Origin of the sequence: Pseudomonas sp. TH06 (genome assembly GCF_016651305.1) — a bacterium.
Taxonomy (GTDB): domain Bacteria; phylum Pseudomonadota; class Gammaproteobacteria; order Pseudomonadales; family Pseudomonadaceae; genus Aquipseudomonas.
Window position 1 is genome coordinate 4,579,898 of the sequence record NZ_JAEKEC010000001.1, and the last position, 26,221, is coordinate 4,606,118.

19 protein-coding genes are annotated in these 26,221 nt (G+C 57.6%); 14 read left to right on the top strand and 5 right to left on the bottom strand.

Features of this window, described 5'->3' with window-relative positions:
* Window positions 1-14: 14 nt before the first annotated feature.
* The 3 genes from JFT86_RS29325 to JFT86_RS20505 all read right to left on the bottom strand — a co-directional run bounded on the left by JFT86_RS29325 (window position 15) and on the right by JFT86_RS20505 (window position 4,564).
* Window positions 15-137 carry a hypothetical protein gene (locus tag JFT86_RS29325; protein ID WP_277951927.1) on the bottom strand — a complete coding sequence of 41 codons (123 nt, stop codon included), beginning with the start codon at window positions 135-137 and terminating at the stop codon, window positions 15-17.
* 25 nt (window positions 138-162) lie between these two features.
* On the bottom strand, window positions 163-2,826 hold the full coding sequence (locus tag JFT86_RS20500) for an ATP-binding domain-containing protein (protein WP_201233332.1): 2,664 nt from the start codon (window positions 2,824-2,826) through the stop codon (window positions 163-165).
* Between the two features lie 823 nt (window positions 2,827-3,649).
* Window positions 3,650-4,564 (bottom strand): LysR family transcriptional regulator, encoded by a 915-nt coding sequence (locus JFT86_RS20505; protein ID WP_242489501.1) that lies wholly within the window; start codon window positions 4,562-4,564, stop codon window positions 3,650-3,652.
* Between the two features lie 270 nt (window positions 4,565-4,834).
* Here JFT86_RS20505 and JFT86_RS20510 point away from each other — a divergent pair, with 270 nt between their 5' ends.
* From JFT86_RS20510 to pgm, 4 genes are all read left to right on the top strand, one after another.
* The gene (locus tag JFT86_RS20510) at window positions 4,835-5,857 is read left to right on the top strand and encodes a zinc-dependent alcohol dehydrogenase family protein (protein ID WP_201238093.1); all 1,023 of its coding nucleotides are present in this window, start codon (window positions 4,835-4,837) and stop codon (window positions 5,855-5,857) included.
* 551 nt (window positions 5,858-6,408) lie between these two features.
* Window positions 6,409-7,875 (top strand): hypothetical protein, encoded by a 1,467-nt coding sequence (locus tag JFT86_RS20515; RefSeq protein ID WP_201238094.1) that lies wholly within the window; start codon window positions 6,409-6,411, stop codon window positions 7,873-7,875.
* Window positions 7,876-7,924: 49 nt separating this feature from the next.
* Window positions 7,925-9,325 carry a PLP-dependent aminotransferase family protein gene (locus JFT86_RS20520; protein ID WP_201238095.1) on the top strand — a complete coding sequence of 467 codons (1,401 nt, stop codon included), beginning with the start codon at window positions 7,925-7,927 and terminating at the stop codon, window positions 9,323-9,325.
* A 105-nt stretch (window positions 9,326-9,430) separates the two neighbouring features.
* Window positions 9,431-11,077: a phosphoglucomutase (alpha-D-glucose-1,6-bisphosphate-dependent) gene (gene pgm / locus JFT86_RS20525; RefSeq protein ID WP_201238096.1), complete on the top strand. Its 1,647-nt coding sequence runs from the start codon at window positions 9,431-9,433 to the stop codon at window positions 11,075-11,077.
* Between the two features lie 74 nt (window positions 11,078-11,151).
* Here the strand turns inward: pgm and JFT86_RS20530 are convergent, their stop codons facing one another.
* On the bottom strand, window positions 11,152-11,847 hold the full coding sequence (locus JFT86_RS20530) for a pirin family protein (protein ID WP_201238097.1): 696 nt from the start codon (window positions 11,845-11,847) through the stop codon (window positions 11,152-11,154).
* A 278-nt stretch (window positions 11,848-12,125) separates the two neighbouring features.
* Here JFT86_RS20530 and JFT86_RS20535 point away from each other — a divergent pair, with 278 nt between their 5' ends.
* Window positions 12,126-14,600: a UvrD-helicase domain-containing protein gene (locus JFT86_RS20535; protein WP_201238098.1), complete on the top strand. Its 2,475-nt coding sequence runs from the start codon at window positions 12,126-12,128 to the stop codon at window positions 14,598-14,600.
* A 51-nt stretch (window positions 14,601-14,651) separates the two neighbouring features.
* On the opposite strand, the gene JFT86_RS20540 is transcribed toward JFT86_RS20535, so the two are convergent.
* Window positions 14,652-14,924, bottom strand: coding sequence for a DUF1652 domain-containing protein (locus tag JFT86_RS20540; RefSeq protein ID WP_034154176.1), 273 nt, complete (start codon window positions 14,922-14,924; stop codon window positions 14,652-14,654).
* A gap of 263 nt (window positions 14,925-15,187) precedes the next feature.
* Here JFT86_RS20540 and JFT86_RS20545 point away from each other — a divergent pair, with 263 nt between their 5' ends.
* The 9 genes from JFT86_RS20545 to JFT86_RS20585 all read left to right on the top strand — a co-directional run bounded on the left by JFT86_RS20545 (window position 15,188) and on the right by JFT86_RS20585 (window position 26,111).
* Window positions 15,188-16,003 carry a nuclear transport factor 2 family protein gene (locus JFT86_RS20545; RefSeq protein WP_201238099.1) on the top strand — a complete coding sequence of 272 codons (816 nt, stop codon included), beginning with the start codon at window positions 15,188-15,190 and terminating at the stop codon, window positions 16,001-16,003.
* 52 nt (window positions 16,004-16,055) lie between these two features.
* Window positions 16,056-17,462, top strand: coding sequence for an FAD-dependent oxidoreductase (locus tag JFT86_RS20550; RefSeq protein WP_201238100.1), 1,407 nt, complete (start codon window positions 16,056-16,058; stop codon window positions 17,460-17,462).
* A 30-nt stretch (window positions 17,463-17,492) separates the two neighbouring features.
* Window positions 17,493-17,837 (top strand): cupin domain-containing protein, encoded by a 345-nt coding sequence (locus tag JFT86_RS20555; protein ID WP_201238101.1) that lies wholly within the window; start codon window positions 17,493-17,495, stop codon window positions 17,835-17,837.
* Window positions 17,838-17,891: 54 nt separating this feature from the next.
* A complete protein-coding gene (locus tag JFT86_RS20560) occupies window positions 17,892-18,977 on the top strand; it encodes a polyamine ABC transporter substrate-binding protein (protein ID WP_201238102.1) in 1,086 nt (361 codons plus the stop codon).
* A 453-nt stretch (window positions 18,978-19,430) separates the two neighbouring features.
* Window positions 19,431-20,891 (top strand): serralysin family metalloprotease, encoded by a 1,461-nt coding sequence (locus tag JFT86_RS20565; protein ID WP_201238103.1) that lies wholly within the window; start codon window positions 19,431-19,433, stop codon window positions 20,889-20,891.
* 93 nt (window positions 20,892-20,984) lie between these two features.
* Entirely contained in the window at window positions 20,985-21,398 is a 414-nt protein-coding gene (locus JFT86_RS20570) for an AprI/Inh family metalloprotease inhibitor (RefSeq protein ID WP_201238104.1), read from the top strand.
* Window positions 21,399-21,616: 218 nt separating this feature from the next.
* Window positions 21,617-23,395 (top strand): type I secretion system permease/ATPase, encoded by a 1,779-nt coding sequence (locus JFT86_RS20575; RefSeq protein ID WP_201238105.1) that lies wholly within the window; start codon window positions 21,617-21,619, stop codon window positions 23,393-23,395.
* Window positions 23,392-24,741: an HlyD family type I secretion periplasmic adaptor subunit gene (locus JFT86_RS20580; RefSeq protein ID WP_201238106.1), complete on the top strand. Its 1,350-nt coding sequence runs from the start codon at window positions 23,392-23,394 to the stop codon at window positions 24,739-24,741. Before JFT86_RS20575 ends, JFT86_RS20580 begins: the two co-directional genes overlap by 4 nt.
* A gap of 2 nt (window positions 24,742-24,743) precedes the next feature.
* Window positions 24,744-26,111 carry a TolC family outer membrane protein gene (locus JFT86_RS20585; protein WP_201238107.1) on the top strand — a complete coding sequence of 456 codons (1,368 nt, stop codon included), beginning with the start codon at window positions 24,744-24,746 and terminating at the stop codon, window positions 26,109-26,111.
* Window positions 26,112-26,221: the final 110 nt, after the last annotated feature.

The following is a 26,221-nucleotide window of genomic DNA, read 5'->3' on the forward strand; positions in this document are numbered from 1 at the left end:
GAGGGAGAGCTCGATCATGTAAGGTTGTCCGTCGGTGAATGTTTTTGACGGACGTAAGGCTTGCAGATATGGCTGCCGAACGCCGCTTCCTTGGCGGTCAAAGTGGAGCTGCCCCAGATGTCCACCGGCTCTAACATCTGTGGCACTCCTTGGCTTAGCTTGTCACCATTTGCTAGCCAGATACGGCCTGAGATCCTCCAGGTCGTGTGGGAGCTTCTGATGACAGACCATGCCGAGGTAAGTCGCCGCCCGGGTGGCGCCCACATATAGGAACCGCTCGAACAGCGTCGGTTTTGCTTCGACGAGCTCGTCCAGCCCGATGAAGAACACTGCTTCGAACTCGAGCCCCTTAATGTGTTGAACATCGAAAACCCGGATATCGGATTGGTTACCCAATGACTGGCCATCGACACAGGGGACTGCGAGCAGACTTCTGCTCGCTAGCTTCTCGGTAAGGGCTTCGGAGATGGGTTTCACGTGCGACTCGGAAGCGACCAGGATGGCAATCGTAGGCACCGGTTCATTTTTGGAGCGGATGTGATCCTCAATCTCGAAGATTCTCTCTGCTACCCAGGTGACGACGCTTTCGCCCTGGAGGTTTTCCCCGAGCACCGGCTGAACCCCTTCGTGAGAGGAATGCTCTGGCAGGCTGCCTACAGCTTTGGCGTCTCCATCCATATGCTGCAGTAGCTTGATGGCAAAGCTGTTCAGAAGACGACTCTGTCGATAAACCGTGTTGATCCGCTGAGACGTGAGGCGAGGGGAGATCCACTCGAGCTGATCCAAATGCTTGAGGCCATTCCCTGTGATCCGTTGGTTGAAGTCTCCGCAGGCGAAGAACGACTCAATGGTAGGGTCAGTCAGGCTCTCCATGCATGCAAGCTGGAGGAGCGAGAAGTCCGTGGCTTCGTCCACTAGGACTTGCTGCAGGAACTGGCTCGAAATCCTGGCCAACTCGGTGAAGCGAGGTTCGTTGATATGCCGCTTCACGAAATCTTGGCGGATGAGTTCGCGAGCGGATCGAAGCATGAGGAGGAGAATTGCGTCGAGTTCTGTCTCATCAATGTGGGAAGCGTGCTCTGGCCGCTGATAGCTATACCGATCAAGCGTCATGGTGTCGCGACGGAATGCTCTGTAGCTCGTAGGGACATCAAGTACGTAGCGTCTCCATGCATTCCTGAAGCGCCGTAGCGCGTTTTGGAAGCACATCTCTCGCCCAAGCGTTTTAAGCCATTCATCTGAGGGGACTCGATCCCCAAGCCAGTCTCGTATCTGAGCCGCACGGCTTGCCTTACCTAGATTGCCATTACGATAGCGAGTACGGGCATAGGTCTGGAGAAACTTTTGGTAAGCTGCGAATGCTTTGAGCTCTGCGGTGTGCGTGGGTGTGCCTGTTCCTTCCTCTCCGTTATCATCATCAAATTCGGCACCATCCTCGTCTTCATCATCGTTTTGGCCGAGGCCTTCGAGAAAGGTGGCCATCTCCCCGAAGACAGCATTGTTCCGGTTATGGAGAAGGTTACCTTGCTGTTGTATCAGCTTATCTGAGGTTGCACGACTAGCTTTGAGCATAGGGTCAATCCGCGCCTCGAGATTGTTCCACTCGGCATAGGCGCTCAGCAGCCCTTCTGGCTGAAGCCCATCGACCGTGGCAAACAGCTTGTGCACAACTGCGTCTACTAGGTTAGGAGCCGAATCTTTCAGCAGAATTGCTCCTTCCTTCAGGGAGGAGAGGAGGCGGCTTTGGTGTAGTGACTTGAAATCGGCGAACCACTGGCGCGGATCATCGTTGATGTCCATCGGGGCGAATTGGCGATCCTCTTTGAGGATGCATGTGCCACCGCTGCCCGTCTTGAGGATGCCAAATGTCGACCTTGCCAGCTCATGTCGGCGCTTGCTCCAGGTCTTGATGTTCTCGTCAGAAGCCGTGACATTCTCACGGCTGAAGGCCTCTTTGACGTAATGCTTTAAGAGGTCTGAAGGCGTGAACATCATCCAGCGCGAGCGCTTAGACTGAGGGCCCAGCAGAAGGCGTTCGTCTTGGCTAAGGGCTTCCCAGTCCAGCTTCTGGCCGAGACGTTTGATCAAGGTGGTTGTCTTGCCTGTCCCGGGAGGGCCCAGGATGATTAGCTGGTGGTCTACTGAGAGGCGAAAGATTTCGTCCTGGAATTTGTCGAGAATCGCTTGGTCTCGAAGGGCCATAGCCTTTCGGATTTCGTGACGCACACCTTCCCGGACCTTCTCGGTTTCGGACTTGCCGCCAAGCATGGCGAAGAAGGCATTGCTGTCGTCCGGTTGGATAACTTTACGAAGAGAAGGAATCGTCTGAGGTGCTAAACGTTCTTGCCTCCAAATGCTGTCGATTGAGTCCCAGAGCTCAGCGCTCTTCTGAGGCTTCAGATCGAGTTTGTCCAAGACCCGGTAGCTGACTTTTTTACCCGCGATTTCTAGATCAACGTCCTCACCAGCATCATGAGCAGCCAAGCGACCGAACGGTGAACGGTAGCCTGCTAGCTTGCCGTGATTAAGGACAAATCCTCCAGTCGTACGGCAGATGTAGTAGGTCTCAACTTGGCCTTTGTCGTTCTCAACTACTATCCGTGAGACAGCTGGCTCTCGAACGAGGCTCGCAAGCGATTTGGTCACGTCGTCAGAGATGGATGCAATCTGATCTACGGCCGCCGCGCCAGTGAAGGTATTGACGACTGCCAAGGCTTCAGAGGCCTCGCGACTTCCGGTGGCGAGCTGCTTGGAAGCAATTTGTTCGATTTGGTGGAACGAATCTAATGCGTCGTTGGCAATTTCCAAGGCATCACTGGAACTCATTGAAGCTCTCCCTGTTTCGAATGGGCGTGACCTGAGTGGTAAGGAGTGCGAGTGAGCAGCTTCTTGTGCTCAAGATTACGATGTCTGTCGGTTAACCCATATCCTAAATCCTCGCGGCATTGGTTGCTAGCAGATTGCCATGAATGGGTGCATCCATGTAGTGAGCGTCATCCAATGAAGTGGTGGCAACCTTCGCTGGGGTTGACTGCTTGGTATCATCGGTCGATGCGCTGTTGGAATGCGTGATGGTTGTGAAGCGGGCCCCAAGCTCCCGAGGAGCATCTTTTTTTGACTTTGCAGTGTGCGGCGCTAGTAGCTCGGCCAGGTCTCTAAGTTGGTATTCGTTATGCTTCATCGTCATTGGCGAGCACGCCGGCAAGGGATCGGTTCATTTTCGATCAGGTTTTGGGGGCAGAACGCAGCATAATCACAACGGGGCTGTCGAGGCCCGAAGTGCCCCAGAAGGCTGGATAAACAGCTTCTTGGCGTCCGCTGTCACGGGACAGGCCCATGGTTACCCCTACTGTTTCTTTCCAACGACCACTGTGGTTGGCGTTTTCCTGGAAGGATTGTCAGGATTTCAGAGGCGCGTCTACAAACTGAGGTGATTGGATAGCGCTGGACGGCGGTTTGGGAGCAGCAGCGTATGACTTTTCGAGAAGGGGGCTGTTCGATCTCAGGCTTGGGGCATCCTTTTTAAACCATCCCAAGTATGCCCTCAGAAGTGCCCCCAATATAGATAGCAATCCACTGGAAATGAATGGATCTCCCATGGTTTGTGAAAAGCAAAAAATGATCAGATGAACAGCCTTCCCGACGATCCCTAAAGACTATCCGGATCCCCAAAAAACATCTGAATCCGTGACCTCAGCCACCTCTCACCCGGATCATTATCCTGCGACCCACGCCACGCCATGTGCAGCTCAAACGTACGCGTCGGCAGCGGCGGATCTTCCGCCCTCACACCACCGGCAGCCGTCAGCGCATCCGCCGTGTAATCCGGCACGGTCGCAACGATGTCAGTCCCGGCCAACAACGTACTCAACCCGTTGAACTGCGGCACAGCCAACACCACATGGCGTTTGCGTCCGAGTTTCTCCAGTTCTTCATCAATAAAACCACTGAGATCGCCAGCGAATGAAACCAGTGCATGCGGTCGCGCACAGTAGTCGTCGAGACTGAGCGGGCCGGGCACGGTGTCGGCGCGCAACAGTTTCGGCTGGCTGCGGCGCAAGACCTTACGCTTGGCATTGGCCGGCAGGTCGGTGGTGTAGCTGACGCCGATCGAGATTTCACCGGAAGCCAGAAGCCCTGGCATCAGGATGTAGTTGACGCGGCGCACCACCAGCACGATTCCCGGTGATTCGGCACGCAGGCGTTTGAGCAACATCGGCAGCAGGGCGAATTCGACATCATCGGACAAACCGATGCGAAACACCGAGGTGCTGGTGGCCGGGTCGAATTCTGCGGCACGGCTGACGGCGGTCGAAATCGAGTCGAGGGCGGGCGAGAGCAGGGCGAAGATTTCCACCGCGCGGGCGGACGGCTCCATGCTCCGGCCGGTGCGCACGAACAAGGGGTCATCGAACAGGCTGCGCAGACGCGAAAGCGCCGCACTGATTGCCGGCTGACCGAGAAAAAGCTTCTCGGCGGCACGGGTCACGCTGCGTTCGTGCATCAATGTTTCGAATACGATCAACAGGTTCAGGTCGACACGACGCAGGTCATTACGATTCATCTGGAGTCCTGGCAGAGTCATCAAGCTTGACGAGGGCGGCCATATGAGAACAATGGCCGGCATGAATCTTACGGGGAAAGGCTGGTACTCTGCACCGGAAAATTCAGCTTTACTCGCACGGTGGCAAGAGTTTTTTCATGGATTTTGCCAATGCCGCCCATACTGCGGAATCAATGACAGGCATGTCGACTATTAATAGCCACTGATAGTCTTGGGTCAAAAGCCCAGATAGAGTTCAGGGCATTAGAGGTTACTTTGACGAGGTTTGCGATGTCCCGCACGATCCGTTTTCACAAGTTTGGTCCGGCCGAGGTGCTCAAATGCGAAGAGCATGCGGCCGCTCAGCCAGGTCCTGGCGAAGTGCAGGTGCGTGTCGAGGCGATCGGCATCAGCTGGTACGACACGCTCTGGCGTCAGAACCTGGCCTCGTCCCAGGCACGCCTGCCGTCGGGCCTTGGCCATGAAATGGCCGGTGTGGTCACGGCGGTCGGCGCCGATGTCGAAGATTTGTCCGTGGGTGACAAGGTCGCGAGTTTTCCGGCCGAGAGTCCAAACGACTATCCGGTCTATGGCGAATCGATCGTACTGCCGCGTACCGCGCTGACTCGGTATCCGGACATACTCAGCCCGATCGAAGCCAGTGTGCATTACACACCGTTGCTGATTGCCTATTTCGCTTATGCCGATCTGGCGCGGGTCAAACCCGGTCAGTTTGCGTTGGTCACTGATGCCAGTCATTGCGCCGGCCCTTCCTTTGTCCAACTGGGCAAGGCCATGGGTGTGCGGGTGATTGCCGCGACCAAGGACGCGGAGGAGCGCGAATACCTGCTGTCTCTCGGCGCGGAGAAGGTGATTGTCACCGAAGAGGAAGATCTGTTGATGCGAATCAACAAGATCACCGACAACCGTGGTGTCGACGTGGTTTTCGACGGTCTCGGTGGCCCGCAGATGTCGCTGCTCGGCGATGTGCTGGCGCCGCGTGGCAGCCTGGTGTTGTACGGCTTGCAAGGTGGCAACCAGACGCCGTTCCCGGCCTGCGCAGCGTTCCAGAAGAATATCCAGTTCTTCGTGCACTGCATTGGTAATTTCACCGGCAAACCGGAACTGGGCATCACCCAGGATCACGTCGCTCTGCAACGTGCCTTGCGTGACATCAACCAGTTGACTGCTGATCGTGTGCTGGTGCCGCTCAAGACGCGTGTATTCCCGTTCAACGAGTTCGTCGAAGCGCATCGCTATATGGACGAATGCCCATGCCGCGAGCGGGTCGCTCTGCAAGTCGAACCGGCATAAAAATCTCCCCTCCATCAGAGTCCGTGGCACCACGGACTCTTCTGTGTTTATCCCCCCTCTGAAAAACCGATCTCGCTGCCTGCAACCAAGCCTGTTCAGCAACTGAACTGGTTTTTACCCTCGATCTGTATCTTCTAATCGCAATATAAGCCCTGATAATTGAATGATTACTTTCATCTCAAGGAATGAGCCATGGCTGTGCATTCAATTTGTTCCGCGCAATATCAGGCGGTTGGGTCTGCTTGTCGAGAAAACTTCTGTTTAATTGTTGTAGGGCTATTCGCAAACTGCTTCTCTTTTTCTTGTACTCACTTGTCGTGGGACGTTGTGGGAAGTTTCCTAGGAATAATAAATTTTAGAAAAAGCTCAGCAATTACAGGTGCTTGAGGCGGTCTGTCAGTGAATACTTGGCTTTTCAAAGCTCAAGTGTTTCAAATAACTACAGATTCGTAAGTGTTAGCATTTGAGCGTCTATTACTTATTGATGAATTGCCGTACGGCCGAGATATTGGTCTGTGCGTCATGAAACTTTTTATACCGGGTAAATACCGATGAGCACGATCCATGATCAGGCAATGAACTATGTCTATCAGCAAGTATTGCAGCGATTGCTGAGTTTCTTCTCCCGCGCGGAACGCACGGCATTGCAGTTGTTGATCCAGCGACTGGCCGTGGCGGCGGGCGGCATGGAGAACATCGGTCATTTCAAGGTGATGGTGATCCAGACCGGTTCACGCGACAGTTGTTACACACTGGCCCTGCTCCGGGCGGCGCAGTTGAGCATCGCCGGGCGTGCCCCCGCCACCTTTCAATTGCGGGTGGCCAATTTACGCTGGAACGGCAACAGCCATATGGCACTGCAGAACATGCACCGCAGCTACGGCGCGCTGTTCCTTTACGACGATCCCCGTGTCGAGTTGTTGATGGTGGATCATCGTCAGCTGCTGCCATTCGACCATCAGGCGCCGGTCTGTGACGAGGGGCGGGAAGCCAATCGAATCAACCTCCTGCTCATTGGTCATCGTCGCAGCTTCAGTGAGGCGCTCGAATTGTGGGATGACGCCTATCTGGCCACCGCCGAGTTCTACGGGCAGGTCGCCCGCTGGGACAACGGCGTCGATGCAATGATCGGTAGTGAATGCGCGAGCCGCCAGATTCATTTCCTTGATGGCTTGAGTCGCGCCGTACAAAAAGCGGCCATTGCCGATCCGTTAGTGACTGCCGCAGGCTACGAAGCGCTGTTTCCACTGCTTGACGGGCTTGGGGGGGATTACTACCGCGAATTCTATACGGACGAAGAGCGGGTAGCGTGGCGCCCCGAAGGTCAATTCGAAGCCTGTCGACGCACCGGCTTCATCAACATCAACGACATGATTGTCGGCAAGCTCGAAGAACGCTGGCCCTTGCTCAGTGACTTTCTTGGATTTCAGGCAGATGAACTCACGCTTTATCAAGGTGACGACGAGTTCGCAGATCCTTTGGTGGTCGCCCATTTACGAGGCTTGCAGGCGCGCTTCATCGAGGGTCGAACCTATGAGGCCGGAATCAGCGATTACCTGCAAAGCTGCTTGCTGACGATGCGCCGCAAGCAGGTGCCAGAGCCGGTTTGCGAACAATTGCTCGCCAGTTTCGGCAATCTGCAGGACCCCGATCAACTGCGCCAGCACGCGGAAGGCTGCCTGTTGGAAAACTTTGATCTCAACGAGATCCAGTTGGTGTGCCTGATGTTTGCACCGTTTATCGATGCCGGTGCCGGACTTGAAAGATTTCTGCGCAATTGCCATCCGGGCATGTTGGTGGCAATGCCGGACCTGCATCGGGCGATGCAGGGGCTGCATGCGTCGGATCAGGTACTGAAATGGATGACGGATGTCAGTGGCTTGCCGGTCAAATTGATTGTGCGTCTTTACGCCATGGGGCCGATCCGCATACCCGCCCCCGGCGAGCCAGTGTCGCAGGCAGCAAGTCCAGGCGAGGCGGGTACTGGCGCGCCAGTCGATCGATCGGCGGAAGGCTGAGCGTGAGCCATTTGCCAGAGCATGAATCCATGCCCACGGGTGCGGACTTGTGAAAGCGTCGCGGGAAAACGACTTCGTTTATCAGGCGGTGTATCGCTATCTGACACTGCTGATCGACGAATCGGGGGCCGGCCCGGCAGTGCGCTTGCCCTCATTGCGGCAATTGGCTGATCGGCTGAATGTGTCTATATCGACCGTCCAGTACGCCTATTCGCTACTGGAAAAAGAAGGTCGGGTCTATTCGATAGCCAAGTCCGGTTACTACGCGCAAGCGCAGTCTGCCCTGGAGTCGCCCGGTAGCGGCAGCGACTTGCTTGAAACCGTGTATGTCAACGCCAGGCGCCCCGGCATGTGTGTCTTGAGCGCCGACGACCCGGCCTCACTGCAACCGTTGGACAGCCCGTTGCTGACACTTGAGCGCGAACTGCTGCGCCAATATCCGCGCCAACCGCAACTACTGGCGCAGCCTTGCGGCGAGCTGGAACTGCGTACGGTGCTGGCCGCGCGCTATACCTCGTCAACGGTGAATTGCTGGCATGCCGATGACGTCTATATCGGTGCAGATCTGCGTGGGGTGCTGGAAATACTGATTTCGGTACTTGAGCTGCGACGGGCCACCGTGGTGGTCGAATCTCCGTGTGACTGGGTGATCCTGCGTTTGCTGGACGCTGCCGAAGTGCGTGTTATCGAGCTGCCGCTGTTGGCGGGGGGCGTGATTGATCCCCAGCAGTTGGAGTCATTGCTCAAGAGTGAGCCGGTGCGCTTGATCCTGTTGTCTTCGGCGCTGAGCATGCCTCAGGGCAGCCCGCTGTCCCGGACCAATCGACAGGCGATCGCGCATCTGCTCGGATGCCATGGCACCTGGGTGCTGGAGAACGACTGTTATAGCGAACTCGATGAAGGCAACGACTCCCATCGCTTGCGCGACTGGCTTGATCCTGATCGCTTGCTGGTGTTTTCCACCTTTGAGAAGTACGTCGGTACGGAAGCGCCTTTCGGTTTTGTGCTGTCGCACCATTGGCGGAGTGAGTTGCAACGCCATTTCCTGCTGCGCGCGTTCCGCTTGTCGCCGATTCGCCAGAAGGCGATTGCCAGGCTGCTGGGCGGCGGTCGGCTGGATCAGCACTTGTCCGTGCTGCGCCGAATGCTCAAGGAGCGGCGCACGCAATTGATCCAGTTATTGCGCGAGCGGCTGGGCGATGCGTTGGCGATTGAGGAGTCGCAGGGTGGGGCGACTGTCTGGGTGCGGTCGTTGCGACCGGTGAACATGGGCAGCGTGTTTCAGCGCCTGCTCCAGCAGCAGATCGTTATTGCGCCTGGGGAGTTGTTCAGTCTGCAGGGCCTGCATGAGCACCATCTGCGACTGAGCTCGCTGACCCATGGTGAGCACGATCTGGCCGATGTCGTCGGGTTGTTGGGCGATGCATTGCGCCTGGCGCCCGATGATTAACGTTAAAAAACATCGGAAGTGTTCCGGATAGATCCCATCGCACTGCGGTCAAACTGCCAGTAAACTGCGCTCTATTCCTGAACCACTCTATTTCAGAGGTTTTGCATGACTCTCAGTCCTTTTGCGGGCAAACCGGCACCGGCAGAATTGTTGGTCGATATCCCGCGACTGGTAACGGCTTATTACACCGGCCAGCCTGACGCTTCCATTTCCACGCAGCGCGTGGCGTTCGGCACTTCCGGTCACCGCGGCAGTTCCTTCGACTTGAGTTTCAATGAATGGCACGTTCTGGCGATCAGCCAGGCTATCTGCCTGTACCGTGAAGCCCAGGGAATTACCGGCCCGCTGTTCGTTGGCATCGACACCCACGCGCTGTCGACACCGGCCGGAGCCAGCGCTCTGGAAGTCCTCGCGGCCAACGGTGTGACTGTGATGATCGGCGAAGGGGATGAGTACACGCCGACACCTGCCATTTCCCATGCCATTCTCTGCTACAACCGTGGCCGTACTTCGGGCCTGGCTGATGGCATCGTCATCACGCCGTCGCACAACCCGCCACAAAGTGGTGGCTACAAATACAACCCGACCAATGGCGGCCCGGCCGACACCCACATCACCAAGTGGATCGAAGCCAAGGCCAACGAACTGCTGGCCAATAAACTGGCCGGTGTGAAACGCATCAGCTACGAGCAGGCGCTCAAGGCCAGCACCACTCATCGCCACGACTACCTGAATTCCTACGTTGCCGATCTGATCAACGTGATCGATTTCGATGCCATTCGTGATGCCAAGCTGCATCTGGGTGTCGACCCGTTGGGCGGAGCAGGGGTGCGTTACTGGTCGGCCATCGCCGAGCACTATCGTCTGGACCTCGACGTGGTGAACAAGGAAGTCGATTCGACTTTCCGTTTCATGACCGTTGATTGGGATGGTCAGATTCGCATGGACCCATCGTCCAGCCATGCAATGCAAGGCTTGATCGGCCTGAAAGAACGTTTCGACGTCGCGTTTGCCTGTGACCCGGATCACGATCGCCACGGTATCGTCACGCCATCCGGTGGTTTGCTCGCGCCGAACAACTATCTGGCGGTCTCCATCGACTACCTGTTCCAGAACCGCCCGCAGTGGCGTGCCGATGCAGCCGTGGGTAAAACCGTGGTCAGCAGTGGCTTGATCGACCGCGTTGCCAAGCGTCTGGGTCGTCGCCTGTATGAAGTGCCGGTCGGCTTCAAATGGTTTGCCGACGGTCTGTTCGACGGCTCGTTGGGTTTTGGTGGCGAGGAAAGCGCTGGTGCATCGTTCCTGCGCAAGGATGGCGGTGTATGGAGCACCGACAAGGACGGTCTGATCCCGGCATTGCTTGCGGCTGAAATGACCGCGCGCACCGGTCGCGATCCAAGCCAGGCTTATCGCGCACTGACTGACGAACTGGGCGAACCGTTCTCGGTGCGTGTTGACGCCAAGGCCAACCCGGAACAGAAAGCGTTGCTGAGCAAGCTGTCGCCGGCACAAGTCACCTCCACCGAACTGGCGGGCGAGAAGATTCAGAGCATTCTCAGCCACGCGCCGGGCAACGACCAAGCGATTGGCGGTCTGAAAGTGATGACCGAAAACGGCTGGTTCGCAGCACGTCCTTCGGGCACCGAAGACATCTACAAGATCTACGCCGAAAGCTTCATCAGCGACGATCACCTCAAGCAACTGGTGGCCGAAGCGCAGACCCTGGTGGATGGTGCTATCGCCAGCAAGTGATGTTCAGCGAATGCGCGCCATAAAAAAGGGGCAACCATTGCGGTTGCCCCTTTTTTTGCCTGCCATTGATGCAATCAGGCAAGGTCCACCAAGACAATCTCACTGTCTTCAATCGCGGTGACCGTCAGCACCTGCTCATGTGCAATCGCCACACCGTCTCGAGCTTGTGCACGCAGGCCGTTGACTTCAATCACACCTGTGGCCGGCACCAGATACGCACGACGGCCCGCATCCAGATGATATTCGGCGGTTTCTCCAGCCTTGATATTCGCCGCAACCAAGCGAGCATCGGCGCGGATCCGCAAACTCTGGTCGTCGCCGTCCTTACCGCTGGCGAGGGTCACAAAACCTTCACGCTGACCTTTCGGGAATGGTTTCGCCCCCCACGATGGCGGGGCGCCGGTTTCGGTCGGCAGAATCCAGATCTGGAAAATCTTCGTGTCCTGCGCTTCGAGGTTGTACTCGCTGTGAGCAATGCCGGTGCCGGCGCTCATCACTTGTACGTCGCCGGCTTCAGTGCGCCCCTTGTTGCCAAGGTTGTCCTGGTGGGTAATTGCACCTTCACGCACATACGTGATGATTTCCATGTCGCGATGCGGGTGTTGCGGGAAGCCGGTACCGGCAGCAATCACATCATCATTCCAAACCCGCAGGTTGCCCCAGTTCATGCGTTGCGGATCGTAGTACTCGGCGAACGAAAAATGGTGATGGGCATCCAACCAGCCATGATGGGCGCCGCCCAGCGAGCTGAAAGGTCTGAGTTCAAGCATGATCGTCTCCTCAAAAGGCTCGTCGCGGGATGCAATGGCTGCATCTGGCGCAAGTCCGGTGGTGTATGACGGCGATCATCTATCAGGCAAGCATCGAGAAAAAGCGTAAAAACTGCGGTATCAGTATCGAATAACTTGATTGGATTTCACGTCGAAACGATCTCATCCCACCTTCAATTCATCGCCTAAACCAATGACCTGTAAGCATTTCGCTAGAACTCGACGGTAAATACAGACACCATAGCCCTCAACAGCCTTACACACTGGAGCCCGTCAGCGTGGCGCAACACACCCCCGATCTTCCTCCCGAACTTCGTCCATTGGCCGAGATGCCATGGTTCAAGCGCCTGGCCGCGCGCTTCTTTGGCCACGGTTTGACTCGCTTGCGCGCTCAGCATCGCGCCTCCTGGCTGCATGGTCAGGCTGACGGTTTTCGCAGTGGGCATACGGCAGGCGTTGAGTACGGCTATAACGAGGGCAAGCTCGAAGGTCTGGAGGAGGGCCGGCAGGTTTTGTTGATACGCGACAGCCGCAGCACCGAGCATCGTCCGCCGAGCATCGATAATCACCTGTTCGATGACTGGCGTCTGCCGCTGACGCCTGAACTGAAGAAACGCATCAAAACCGATGTCGCCCGTTTGCTGCCCGCGCAGGCTCAGCCGAGCGCTGCGCAGTGGAAGATGATTTTCAGCGAAACACCCTCAACCTCCGTGGTCGCCGGCGCCGGAGCGGGCAAGTCGACCACGCTGGTGTTGCGGATTCTGTTGCTGAGCCATTATCTGGGCTTTGAGCTCGATTCGATGACCGTGGTGACGTTCACCCGCGAGTCGCGCAAGGATTTCATCAATAAACTGATCGAACTGTTCGCGCTCTGGGGTCATGCGTTGAGCTTGAAACAGGCGCGGGAACTGGTGCGAACCTTTCACTCGCGCATTTTGCCGATGGTCCGCAGCCTGCCGGGCTTCGAGCGTTTGCAGGCATTCGAGAACCTCAGCCATCGCGCGCAGGGTGCTGATGAGGAGGTCGACAGTAATCCGTTCGACCTGCGAATTAATGACGCGCAACGCCAGCAGCTTAACGCCTGTTATCACCGGTTATTCACTCAGGACGAGCGCTTCCGCCAGTTGATTCAGCCAATGGCCAAGGTGGGGTTGCAGCTCAAGGAGCTGGAACGCGATCACCCGGATGTGCAAAAGCGCATGGCCGTCACCGAACTGGCGTCCAGGCGCGACGAAGAACTCTGCGACGTCATCGAAGATCTGTGGTTTCGTGCCGGTGCCTGGCCGATCAAGGGCATCGAACCGAATCGCCAGACTTTCGAGATCAATGGCGCGAAATTCCACGGGCATGGCTACATTCCCAGCCTCGATGCCTGGGTAGTGCTCGGTTTCGATCCGCGAGAAAACCCACAGCTCAACCGGCCCAACGCAAAGCTTTCGGTGCGCGCAGAGTGGGCGGTAAAACGCACTCTGTTTCAAGCTTTCTGTCGTAAGCCGTTGATCTGGATAGATAGTTACGAATCATCAAAGCGCGTTTTGACGGCTTTGGCGGGCGATGCCAGCGCTGGCCCCGGCTTCGATTACAAGGTCAAAGGCGAACTGGCTTCAGCGCCATTGCTCGACTGTTTCGTTGCCGCGGCGGGGTTCATCGAGAACCTGGGGCTGGACGTACCAGACGCCGTCGGCCGGATGAGTTTCGCCAAGGATGACCCGGACCGGTTTTTCTTTGAGGCATTGAGTCTGTTCTGGCGCGCACTGGAAGATCATCTGCTCGACCAGAAACCACCGGTCATGACCTACAACCGCATGTTTGCACTGTTCAGCGAGCATTCGCCGGAAAATCTCAAGCTGCTCAGCGATGAGCTGCTGCGACCCATGTCGCACCTGATGATCGATGAATTTCAGGACGTTTCGCCACAGATCGTCTCGTGGATTCGCGCCAGTCTTGCCGAAATCCGTAGTCGTGGGCCGGCCATGCATGTCGGCCGGGGTGCGCAGCGTTCGTCGCTGCTGTGTGTGGGTGATGACTGGCAATCGATTTACGGCTGGCGCGGCAGTTCGCCGAGTTACTTCATGGAATTCACCAAGGAATTCCCGTCGCCGAGTACCACCCGGGTCATGCTCAGCGACAACTACCGCAGTCATCAACACATCATCGATGCGGCCGAGCACATCGTGCGGGCAGCACCCGCGATCCCCGGGAAGAAGGCCAAGGCCTGCGGCGAACCGAAGCCGCTACAGCCCGTCAATGTGCTGGAGCGCGACGACCAAGCCTTGGGTCTGCGGCTCGCCGAACACTATCGACAAGGCCATTCAATCTTGATGCTTTATCGAAAAAGCAGTGATAAGTCATTGATTGAAGAGCATATTCAGTCGGTAGTTAATGTTGATTCGAGCTTGCCGTACGAGGCCAGGCGCATTAAACAACTGACCTATCACAGTGCCAAGGGCTTGCAGGCTGACGCGGTGTTTCTCCTCGGAGACTGTCAGCACCTGACCAGTTCGCCATACAAAAATCAGGTCTATCGCATGGCCGGATTGGGTAAAAGCGGCGACAGCGAGCCGTATGACAGCGCGCAGAAGGACGAAATTCTGCGGCTGGCTTACGTTGGCATCACTCGCGCAGTCAGTCACTGTTACTGGTACGTCGAGCCGCAGGAGGTTCAGGCGGTGAACATGCCTCGTGCGTCTGATCGGGTGGCAAAGGGCAAGCCGTTCTTCGCCGATCACCGGTCCGAAAAAACGATGGCATGAGCCACAAAAAAGCCCGCAGCGCTGCGGGCTTTTTTCTTGTAAATCAAAAGCTTATGCGTAACTCCTGAGAGACTCTGGAGGAATGAACGCTTCGAGCTCATCCTCCACAGCCTCGATAATTCGCTCGACGTCCGCCGCATTCATCACCGTGGCGCACGGGATGCCGGCGATGGCGATCATGGTTTCGCCGCTGGCGCGATCAAACAGACGGGCGATCATGCTGCCCGGCGCGTCCATCGTTGCTTCGAAACCCATCGGGTGAAAATGCCAGCGCATCAATTGGCATGCGTTGGGGAACGTGACTTTGCTTGATCCTTTATTCATGTGTTGCCCGCCTTCTTCATCGAGCGCTTCCTTTTGCTCACGTTAGGTGGGAAGAGCCTTCATTGGCTCAACCGGTGACTGCCATTAAAAATAGCATCTGCATGTGAAAATTCTGTGCGATTTTTCAGTTCGTTTCGCGATTGCTTCGCATTTTTTGATGTAAGTCACGGCCTACGGCTTTGTCGCCAAAGTGCCACTATGGATTAGTCATTGCTGCCCGTGGCGAACTTGGGCAAGCTCGATTCTTTTGCGCCGAGCCCTTTATGCACGCCGACGACGACGGCCCAGAACAGACCCAGGCCACGGCCGCCACGGTCATGCGCTATCACTTGAGCTGGAAGCACCGCGACCTCGACAGCGTCATGGCGCTGTATCACCCGGACATTCAGTACAACGATTTCTTCCAGAACCGCGTGCTGGGTCTCGACGAGTTGCGCGAGTACGTGCGGGTCAGCATGCCGAGGGAATCCGACGAAGCGCTTGAGCATTGCGACCGGATTCGTGTGGACGGCAATACTGCGTTCATTCAGTACGAAGTGACGCTGCGCGGAGGGGACGGTCTGGTGTCGTTCCGCTCCAGCGAGGCGATCACCGTCAAGGACGGGCTGATCTGGCGAGTCAACGAATACGCCTCGCTGGTTCGCGCGCAAAGTGGTGACAACGAGAAGGCCAGTCAGCGCCCGGCAGTCAGTCGTTTGGGGCTGTCACCCCGTCAATTGAGCTTTATGGCCGACGATCTGCAGCAATATTTCGAACGGCAGCAACCGTATCTCGATCCCGAGCTCGACCTGCAACGGGTGGCGAAGGAGTGCGGGTACAGCCGCAATCAGATTTCCTACCTGCTTAATCAAGTGCTGGGGCAAAGCTTCTATCGTTACGTCAATCAGGCGCGCCTGCAGCATTTGCTCAAATCCCTCGACGCGGCCACGCCGCCCGTGCGCATCGATGAGCTGGCCTTCGCGGCCGGTTTCAACTCGCTGTCGGCGTTCTACAGCTGTTTTCGCCAGCACACCGGGCAGTCGCCGAAGGCTTACGCCAAACAAATTTCTTTGCGGACACGCGCGCAAGACATCCCCTGAGCTGGCGCACTAGGATCGACGCCATCGAAGGTTTTCAGTGGCGGAGTCTTGCATGCCAGCATGGCGCACTATCAGTTTATGGATGGATCAACTCGACGAGCCGCTGACTGCGCGGCCCGAGCTTGAGCGGGATCTGGACGTCGATGTGGCAATTATCGGCGCCGGTTATACCGGGCTGTGGACGGCGTATTACCTGAAGAAACTTGCCCCAGGCCTGGACATCGCCATCATCGAGGCGCAAACCGCCGGCTTCGGCGCCTCGGGTCGCAATGGCGGTTGGCTGATGGGTAACTTGCTCGGCGAGGATCGTTTGCTCGCCGGATTGTCTGCAGAACAGCGCCGCGCTTCGTTTGACCTGCTGCACAGCATCCCCGATGAAGTGGAAGTCGTCCTCGAGCGCGAAGGCATTGACTGTGACTATCGCAAGGGTGGCGTCCTGTACTGCGCGGCGCGTTACCCGGAGCAGGAAGCCAGTCTTCGCCGATACCTGGCGGAGTTGCACGCCCAAGGCCTGACCGACGACGATTACCGCTGGCTCAGCCCCGAGCAACTGGCGCAGCAAATCCGTGTCGCCAAGCCGTACGGCGGCATCTATGCGCCACATGTGGCAACCATTCACCCGGCCAAACTGGTGCGTGGTCTGGCGCGCACCGTGCAGGGCATGGGCGTGAAGATCTACGAAAACAGCCCGGTCACCCACTGGCAGTCGGGTAGCTTGCGCACGGCCAAGGCCAGTGTGCGCAGTCGCTGGATCGTCCCGGCCGTGGAAGGTTATTCGGTGACATTGCCGCCATTGGGTCGTTATCAGTTGCCGGTACAAAGCCTGATCGTCGCCACCGAGCCACTGTCCGCCGCCACTTGGGACGAGATCGGCCTGAGTCGCGGCCAGGCTTTCAGTGAATTCAGCCGCCAGGTCACCTACGGCCAGCGCAGCGCCGACAATCGTTTGATCTTTGGTGCGCGTGGCGGTTATCAGTTTGCCGGCAAGCTGCGCCACAACTTCGACCTGACCCGCGATGAGGTCGAGCTACGCCGCTATCTGTTTGGTGAGCTGTTCCCGCAACTGAAAAACGTGCAAATCACTCACGCCTGGGGCGGCAACCTCGGCATGTCCCGGCACTTCAAGCCGCACATGCTCTGCGACCGCGCCAACGGCATCGCGTTGTCCGGCGGTTATGGCGGGGAGGGTGTCGGTGCCAGCAACCTCGGCGGCCGCACCTTGGCGGATCTGATTCTTGAGCGCGACAGCGAATTGGTTAACCAGCCATGGGTGCTGCCCGACGGTGGCATTCACGCACTGCGCGCCTGGGAGCCGGAGCCGTGCCGCTGGCTCGGTTACAACGCGATCATCAAAAGCTTCGTCCATGAAGACCAGACCCTGGCCAACCCGGCGACCGCGCCATGGCGGCGCAAGCTCGCCAGTCAGGTCGCCGGTTTCATGGAAGGTTTCATGCACTGAACGTTGTTTATTTCAAAGACAGGTAACGCCATGAGCATCACCCAGTTCAAAAACACCGCGACGCTGACACTCGACGAATCCAACCCGGTTGCCGTGCCCCTCGGCGAACCCGTCGCCATTGCCTCGACCACCAGCGTCGAGCGCGACGACGGCGTCGAAACCGGCGTCTGGGAATGCACGCCCGGTCGTTGGCGCCGGCAGATCACCGCTCAGGAGTTTTGCCATTTCATCTCCGGGCGCTGCACGTTCACCCCGGACGACGGCGGTGAAACCCTGCACATACAAGGTGGCGACGCACTGATGTTGCCGGCCAACACGCTCGGTATCTGGGATATCCACGAGACCGTGCGCAAGACCTACGTACTGATTTTCTGATTTTTGATCCTTTGATTGCCTGCCAACAACAATAGCCTCTACAGGAATCGACCCATGATCCAGAAAACCCTCGCTTTGGCGCCGCTGTTGCTGGCTGTCTCCATCAGTCATGCCGCCGAGACGGTCAAGGTCTACAACTGGTCCAGCTACATTGCGCCGGACACCACCAAGAACTTTCAGAAAGAGACCGGCATCGGCGTCACCTATGACGTCTACGACAGCAACGAAACCCTCGACGGCAAGTTGATGACCGGCAACTCCGGTTACGACGTGGTGTTCCCGTCCAACCACTTCATGGCCCGGCAGATTCAAGGCGGGGCGCTGAAGAAACTCGACAAGAGTCAGTTGCCGAACTGGAAGAATCTCAACCCGGTGTTGCTCAAGGCCCTGCAAACCAATGACCCGGGCAACGAGCACGGCTTTCCGTACCTGTGGGGCAGCACCGGCATCGGCTACAACATTGCCAAGATTAAAGCGGTATTGGGCGACGACGCGCCGGTTGATTCCTGGGATCTGATCTTCAAACCCGAATACATGGAAAAGCTGCAGAAGTGCGGCGTGGCGATCCTCGACAACGGCCCGGAATTGCTCCCGGCGGCGCTCAACTATCTGGGCCTGCCGCACCACAGCAAGAATCCCGAGGACTACAAGAAGGCCGAAGCGCTGCTGATGAAAGTGCGGCCGTACGTCAGTTACTTCCATTCCTCGAAGTACACCAGCGACCTGGCCAACGGTGATATCTGCGTGGCCGTGGGTTTCTCCGGCGACATCCTGCAAGCCGAGAGCCGCGCCAAAGAAGCGAAGAACGGCATCGAAATCGGCTATGCGATTCCCAAGGAAGGTGCGGCGATCTGGTTCGACATGGTCGCCATGCCTAACGACGCACCGGACGAGAAGGCCGGCTACGCATTCATGAACTACTTGCTGCGCCCCGACGTGATGGCCGACATCAGCAACTCGGTGCACTACGCCAACGGCAACGAACAGGCCGACAGCCTGATCGACCCGGCGATCAAGAACGACACCAAGGTTTACCCGAGCCCGGAGATGATGGGCAAGTTGTTCGCGCTGGAGGCGATGCCGCTGAATATTGACCGGATTCGCACCCGTGTGTGGAACAAGATCCGCACCGGCAGCTAAAGACATCTCCGTGTAGGAGTTGCCGAAGGCTGCGATCTTTTGATCTTTTCTTCCAAGAACTAAATCAAAAGATCGCAGCCTTCGGCAGCTCCTACAGGTCGTCGCAAACAAGGATTGATGTCAAAGCGCTGGCATTAGTGTTTGCACTAATAAAGTGCAGAAAAGTGAGACGCATCTAACAAAAAACAACTTACCGATATTTAATAATTAAATAGAAAATCGTCAGACAATTAGGCGAGAAATCGCCATCTAAAACATTCTTCCCAGCGCGCAAGCTTTGTTTACGGGAGTTTCCCGGAACAGTTCAATTTGATCTCAAAAAAATGCTTTACGTCAGATTTCAAATTGTGTCAGGTTTCTGATGCCTTCATTGGGCGAGTGATAGGACAATCTCGCCAGGGGTTGTCGCTATCGGACAAAAACTGTTCCATTGCTAAACAAGGAAGTGTGTTTATGTCGAAAGTTAAAGCTAATGCTATTGATACCGCCGAACAGGCTCTTCTGCTGTCGACGGCGCAACCTCTGGCCGCAACCAGCTCTGCCTGGAACCAGATCAATAGCTTCAGCCATCAGTACGATCGTGGCGGCAACCTCACGGTCAATGGCAAACCGTCGTTCTCGGTGGATCAGGCTGCGACTCAGTTGCTGCGTGATGGTGCCCACTGGAACGACCTGGATCACAGCGGCAAGATCGAACTGACCTACACCTTTCTGACTGCCAAAACCGCTAACTTCAGCGGCCTCGGTGTCACCGGTTTCAGTCAGTTCAGCGCCCTGCAAAAAGCCCAAGCCGTGCTCGCCATGCAATCCTGGGCCGATGTCGCCAATGTGACGTTCACCGAAGCTGCCCGAGGCGGCGATGGTCACATGACCTTCGGTAACTACAGCGGAGGCCAGGAAGGCGCGGCAGCGTTTGCGTTCCTGCCGGGCACCGAGCCTGGTTATGACGGCCAGTCCTGGTACCTGACCGGTAGCGGCTACGACGTCAACAAGAACCCAGGCCTGAGCAACTACGGGCGTCAGACCCTGACCCACGAAATCGGCCACACCCTGGGCCTGTCTCACCCTGGCGACTACAACGCCGGCGAAGGCAATCCGACTTACAAGGATGCTTCCTACGGGCAAGACACCCGCGGTTACAGCCTTATGAGTTACTGGAGCGAGAGCAACACCAATCAGAACTTCAGCAAGGGCGGTGTGGAAGCGTATTCCTCCGGCCCGCTGATGGACGATATCGCAGCCATCCAGAAACTTTACGGTGCCAACACCACCACCCGTACCGGTGACACCACCTACGGTTTCAACTCCAACACCGGTCGTGATTTCCTCAGCGCTTCGTCGTCGAGTGACAAAGTGGTGTTCTCGGTGTGGGATGCGGGCGGTAAGGACACTCTGGACTTCTCGGGTTTCACTCAGAACCAGAAGATCAACCTCAATGACGCCTCGTTCTCCGACGTTGGCGGCCTGGTGGGCAACGTGTCCATCGCCAAGGGCGCGATCATCGAGAACGCCATCGGCGGTTCGGGCAACGATCTGCTGATCGGCAACAGCGTGGCCAACGAACTGAAGGGCGGTGCCGGCAACGACATCCTCTACGGGGCTGGCGGTGCCGACAAGCTGTGGGGCGGTGCGGGTTCGGACACTTTTGTGTTCGCAGCCAGCTCGGACTCCAAGCCGGGTGCGATCGATCAGATCCTCGATTTCGTCAGCGGTCTGGACAAAATCGATCTGACCGGCATCACCAACGGCGCCGGCCTGCACTTCGTCAACGCCTTCACCGGTGCAGTCGGTGATGCAGTGCTGACGTCGTCGGGCGGCAACAGCCTGCTCTCGGTGGACTTCTCCGGGCACGGCGTGGCCGACTTCCAGGTCAGCACCGTTGGCCAGGCAGCGACCAGCGACATCGTGGCTTGATGTGAAACAGGAGGGCGGCGCGTGATGCGCCGCTTTCTTCGCTTGCATCGTTGTGCCCGGTGGGCAAGGCTACGCGCCGGAGTGAAATTTCCTATGAGTCGAAACGTTTTTACCTACAAGACGCTGGCGTGGCTGATGGCGGCGCTGATGATGGTTACCGGAGAAACAAGCATGGCAAGCAGCCTTAAATTACCAGACCCATCGGAATTGGCCGGGCACTGGCAGGCGACGCTGAGCGCCGGCAATGACGCTCCCGAAGCGCAGAAACTCCAGGACAAACCGTCCAACACCTGCGCTGTAGAGCTGGCGCTGAATCAGACTGTCGGAAAGGGCGCCGATTGCCTTGCAGCCTGGCTCGAAGAAACGCCTATCGGCTGGTTTCCCGAACCGGACGGTATTTCCATCACCGGCAAGGACGGCTCAAGAATTCTGTTCTTCAGCCGACAGCGTGACGAGCATTACCTTGCTACTTTGAAGTCGGGCCTGGTCATTACTTTTGAGCGTTAGGCGCCATAGTCGTAATTATCAAATAGCCGACAAGGTTTATATAAGGTATCGCTGTGTGGTTATAAGCAGCTTTCTTGATAACAACTGCACCGCATTAAATCGCGAAAGTTGTTATGAATTTGTAAGCGTCCACAAAAAAAGCAAATTCCGGCATTGCTCGGAAAACTCATTTGAAGTCTCGTCAAAGATCGACGAGAGATATTGACCAGGAAGAATCAATGAAGATGGCGAAGGCCCCAGCCACCGCTCCCTTATTCAAGGCATTGGGCGACTATAAAAGCATTCTGATCAGCGTCGGCTGCTTTACCGCACTGATAAACGTGCTGATGCTGGTGCCGTCGATTTATATGCTGCAAGTCTACGACCGGGTACTGTCCTCGCAGAACGAAACCACCTTGGTGATGCTGTCGCTGATGGTCGTCGGTTTCTTCGCTTTCATCGGCATGCTGGAAGTGGTGCGCAGCTTCATCGTGATCCGGATCGGTAGCCAACTAGAGCGCCGTTTCAACCTGCGGGTCTATCAGGCTGCATTCGAACGTAACCTGTTCAAGGGTGAAGGCAATGCAGGGCAATCTCTGGGCGACTTGACCCACATTCGCCAATTCGTCACCGGTCCCGCGCTGTTCGCGTTTTTCGATGCGCCGTGGTTCCCGGTGTATCTGTTCGTGATTTACCTGTTCAACGTCTGGCTTGGCGTGCTTGCCACGGCAGGTGCGCTGTTGCTGATTGCCTTGGCCTGCCTCAACGAATACATGACCAAGAAGCCGCTGGGCGAAGCCGCCGGTTTCTCGCAGAAATCCAGCCAGTTGGCCACCAGCCACCTGCATAACGCCGAAACCATTCAGGCGATGGGCATGCTGGGTTCGTTGCGCAAGCGCTGGTTCCAGGTGCATTCGCGCTTTCTTGGCTTGCAGAATCAGGCCAGTGACACCGGCGCGGTGATCAGTTCGTTGAGCAAAACCCTGCGCCTGTGCCTGCAATCGCTGGTGCTGGGGCTCGGTGCGTTACTGGTGATCAAGGGCGACATGACCGCCGGGATGATGATCGCCGGTTCGATCCTGATGGGCCGCGTATTGAGCCCTATCGATCAGTTGATTGCCGTATGGAAACAGTGGAGCGGGGCGAAGCTGGCTTACCGTCGTCTCGACGCGCTACTGCAAGCCTTCCCGCCGAGCGATGACGCCATGGCGCTGCCGGCGCCGAAAGGCCAGATCACGTTTGAACAAGTCAGCGCCGGCCCTCCGGGGCAACGCGCGGCGACCTTGCACATGGTCAATTTCAACCTGGGCGCCGGTGAAGTGCTGGGCGTACTCGGTGCTTCCGGTTCCGGTAAGTCGACCCTGGCCCGTGTCCTGGTCGGCGTGTGGCCGACCCTCGGTGGCACGGTGCGTCTGGACGGTGCGGATATTCACCGCTGGAATCGTGATCAGCTCGGCCCGTACATCGGCTACCTGCCGCAAGACATCGAGCTGTTCAGCGGCAGCATCGCCGAGAACATCGCGCGTTTCAGCGAGGCCGATCCGCAGAAAGTCGTCGTCGCCGCGCAACAGGCCGGCGTCCACGAAATGATCCTGCGCCTGCCGCAAGGTTACGACACGCAATTGGGCGAGGACGGCAGCGGCTTGTCCGGTGGCCAGAAGCAGCGCGTGGCACTTGCGCGAGCCATGTACGGCACGCCGAGTCTGGTGGTGCTGGATGAACCCAACTCCAACCTCGACACCGTCGGCGAAGCGGCATTGGCCAGCGCCATCGCGCAGCTCAAGGCCCAGGGCACCACGGTGGTGCTGGTGACGCACCGTTCTTCGGTGCTGGCCCAGGCCGATAAATTGCTGGTGCTCAACGACGGCCGTCTGCAAGCCTTCGGCGCCAGTCAGGATGTGCTCAAGGCGCTGTCCGGCGCCGCCAATGAGCAGCAACGCGAGAAACCTGCGCAAGCACCGGGCGGGCTCAGCATGAGCCGGCAGTATCAGCCCACGACAAGGAATTCGGGTGTATGAGCAGCGCAAGCATGAACACTGAAAACGAAGCGAGCATGGAACACGCCTATGTCGCCGAACGCCCGGAGCGCGATGCGAAATTTTTCGCCCGCATGGGCTGGATTCTGGCGATTGTCGGCGCCGGCAGTTTCTTCACCTGGGCGGCGTTGGCGCCACTCGATCAGGGTATTCCGGTGCAGGGCACCGTGGTGGTCTCGGGCAAACGCAAAGCCGTGCAGTCGATGAGCAGCGGCGTGGTCAGCCGGATTCTGGTACGCGAAGGCGAGATCGTAAAGCAGGGCCAGCCACTGTTCCGACTCGATCAGACGCAAGTTGCCGCCGATGTGCAGTCGCTGCAAGCGCAGTACCGCATGGCGTGGGCGAGCCTGGCGCGCTGGCAGGCCGAACGTGACAACCTCAAGCAAGTGACCTTTCCCGCCGAGTTGAGCAATGACCCGGACCCGCGCCTGGCGCTGGTGCTGGAAGGTCAACGGCAGTTGTTCAGCAGCCGCCGCGAAGCGTTTTATCGTGAGCAGGCCGGGTTGCGCGCAAGCATCGAAGGCGCCACCGCGCAACTGGCCGGCATGCGCCGTGCGCGCACCGACCTCAATGCTCAGGCTGACTCGTTGCAACAACAGTTGAGCAACCTGCAACCGCTCGCCGACAACGGCTACATCCCGCGTAACCGCTTGATGGAATATCAGCGCCAACTCTCGCAAGTGCAGCAGCAACTGGCGGAAAACACCGGTGAAAGCGGTCGCGTCGAGCAGGGCATTCTGGAGTCGCGCCTAAAGCTGCAACAACACGGCGAGGAATATCAGAAGGAAGTGCGCACGCAACTGGCCGACGCGCAGTTGAAGAGCGTCACCCTGTCCGAGCAACTGACCTCCGCCGGTTTCGACCTGCAACACAGTGAGATCGTCGCCACCGCTGACGGTGTGGCAGTCAACCTCGGCGTGCACACCGAAGGTGCCGTGGTCCGCCAGGGCGAAACCCTGCTGGAGATTGTTCCGCAAGGCACCACCCTGGAAGTCGAAGGGCATTTGCCGATCAATCTGATCGACAAGGTCGGTCCGCACTTGCCGGTGGACATCCTGTTTACCGCGTTCAACCAGAGCAAAACCCCACGTGTACCGGGTGAAGTCAGCCTGATCTCCGCCGACCAGATGGTCGACGAAAAAACCGGCGTGCCGTACTACGTATTGCGCAGCAGCGTCAGCGACCAGGCCATGGAAAAACTCAACGGTCTGGTGATCAAGCCGGGCATGCCGGCAGAAATGTTCGTGCGCACTGGCGAACGTTCACTCCTCAACTATCTGTTCAAACCGCTGCTCGACCGGGCCGGCTCTGCGTTGACCGAAGAATAAGGATGTCCGGCTGTATGAATAAGCTTTCCATGCTCGGGGCGGCATTGATGCTGCTCGCGAGTCACTCGGCAGTGGCGGCCATGGGGCCGTTCGAGATTTACGAACAGGCGTTGCGCAATGACCCGGTGTTCCTCGGGGCGATCAAGGAGCGTGATGCTGGCCTGGAAAACCGCGCCATCGGCCGCGCCGGGCTGTTGCCGCGAATCGGTTACACCTACAACAAGGGCCGCAACACCTCGAAAGCGACTTCTCTCGATGACCGCGCACGCAATCGGACCGAAGACCGCAACTACAGCAGTTACGGCTCGGCGCTGACCTTGCAGCAACCGTTGCTCGATTACGAAGCCTATGCGGCGTATCGCAAGGGTGTCGCGCAGTCGTTGTTCGCCGACGAAAACTTTCGCGGCAAGAGCCAGGAACTGCTGGTGCGGGTGCTGGACAACTACACCAAAGCCTTGTTTGCCCAGGACCAGATCGACATCGCCCAGGCGAAGAAGAAGGCCTACGAGCAGCAGTTCCAGCAGAACGAGCACATGTTCAAGCAGGGCGAGGGTACGCGCACCGACATTCTTGAAGCCGAATCGCGCTATGAGCTGGCGACGGCCGAGGAGATCGAGGCGCGCAACGAACAAGATGCGGCGCTGCGTGAATTGGGTGCGCTGGTGGGTGTGCCTGCGGTAGATATTGGTGATCTGGCGCCGCTGGATCAGAACTTCCAGACCTTCGCACTGATGCCGGCCAATTACGACACCTGGCACGAAATGGCGATCAGCAATAACCCCAATCTGGCTTCGCAACGCCAGGCCGTGGAAGTGGCGCGTTACGAGGTCGAGCGCAATCGTGCCGGGCATCTGCCGAAAGTCAACGCCTACGCCTCGATGCGCCAGAACGAGTCGGAAAGCGGCAACACCTACAACCAGCGTTACGAAACCAACACCATCGGCCTCGAAGTGAGCGTGCCGTTGTATGCCGGCGGCGGGGTCTCGGCTTCGACCCGGCAAGCCAGCCGCACTATGGAACAGGCCGAATATGAACTGGACGGCAAGACCCGCGAGACGCTGATCGAACTGCGTCGCCAGTTCAGCGCCTGCCTGTCAGGGGTGAACAAATTGCGCGCTTACCAGAAAGCGCTGACCTCGGCAGAAGCGCTGGTGGTGTCGACCAAGCAGAGCATCCTCGGCGGTGAACGGACCAATCTCGACGCGTTGAACGCCGAGCAACAACTGTTCACCACCCGCCGCGATCTGGCGCAGGCGCGGTACGACTATTTGATGGCATGGACCAAATTGCATTACTACGCCGGGACCTTGAATGAACAGGATCTGGCGCGGGTGGATGAGGCGTTCGGCCAAGGCCCGAAAACCCGCTGACCAGAGGTCAGGATCAAAAGATCGCAGCCTTCGGCAGCTCCTACATGAAGCGGGACAGTGACATTTCCGGCAGCAGATAACTCCTGTAGGAGCTGCCGAAGGCTGCGATC

Coding starts and splice junctions, on each gene's coding strand:
- JFT86_RS20560 (WP_201238102.1), top strand. CDS start 17,892: ATGATCCAGAAAACCCTCGCTTTGGCGCCGCTGTTGCTGGCTGTCTCC.
- JFT86_RS20545 (WP_201238099.1), top strand. CDS start 15,188: ATGCACGCCGACGACGACGGCCCAGAACAGACCCAGGCCACGGCCGCC.
- JFT86_RS20575 (WP_201238105.1), top strand. CDS start 21,617: ATGAAGATGGCGAAGGCCCCAGCCACCGCTCCCTTATTCAAGGCATTG.
- JFT86_RS20585 (WP_201238107.1), top strand. CDS start 24,744: ATGTCCGGCTGTATGAATAAGCTTTCCATGCTCGGGGCGGCATTGATG.
- JFT86_RS20505 (WP_242489501.1), bottom strand. CDS start 4,564: ATGAATCGTAATGACCTGCGTCGTGTCGACCTGAACCTGTTGATCGTA.
- JFT86_RS20510 (WP_201238093.1), top strand. CDS start 4,835: ATGTCCCGCACGATCCGTTTTCACAAGTTTGGTCCGGCCGAGGTGCTC.
- JFT86_RS20565 (WP_201238103.1), top strand. CDS start 19,431: ATGTCGAAAGTTAAAGCTAATGCTATTGATACCGCCGAACAGGCTCTT.
- JFT86_RS20555 (WP_201238101.1), top strand. CDS start 17,493: ATGAGCATCACCCAGTTCAAAAACACCGCGACGCTGACACTCGACGAA.
- JFT86_RS20580 (WP_201238106.1), top strand. CDS start 23,392: ATGAGCAGCGCAAGCATGAACACTGAAAACGAAGCGAGCATGGAACAC.
- JFT86_RS20530 (WP_201238097.1), bottom strand. CDS start 11,847: ATGCTTGAACTCAGACCTTTCAGCTCGCTGGGCGGCGCCCATCATGGC.
- JFT86_RS20500 (WP_201233332.1), bottom strand. CDS start 2,826: ATGAGTTCCAGTGATGCCTTGGAAATTGCCAACGACGCATTAGATTCG.
- JFT86_RS20540 (WP_034154176.1), bottom strand. CDS start 14,924: ATGAATAAAGGATCAAGCAAAGTCACGTTCCCCAACGCATGCCAATTG.
- JFT86_RS29325 (WP_277951927.1), bottom strand. CDS start 137: ATGTTAGAGCCGGTGGACATCTGGGGCAGCTCCACTTTGACCGCCAAG.
- JFT86_RS20570 (WP_201238104.1), top strand. CDS start 20,985: ATGAGTCGAAACGTTTTTACCTACAAGACGCTGGCGTGGCTGATGGCG.
- JFT86_RS20550 (WP_201238100.1), top strand. CDS start 16,056: ATGCCAGCATGGCGCACTATCAGTTTATGGATGGATCAACTCGACGAG.
- pgm (WP_201238096.1), top strand. CDS start 9,431: ATGACTCTCAGTCCTTTTGCGGGCAAACCGGCACCGGCAGAATTGTTG.
- JFT86_RS20515 (WP_201238094.1), top strand. CDS start 6,409: ATGAGCACGATCCATGATCAGGCAATGAACTATGTCTATCAGCAAGTA.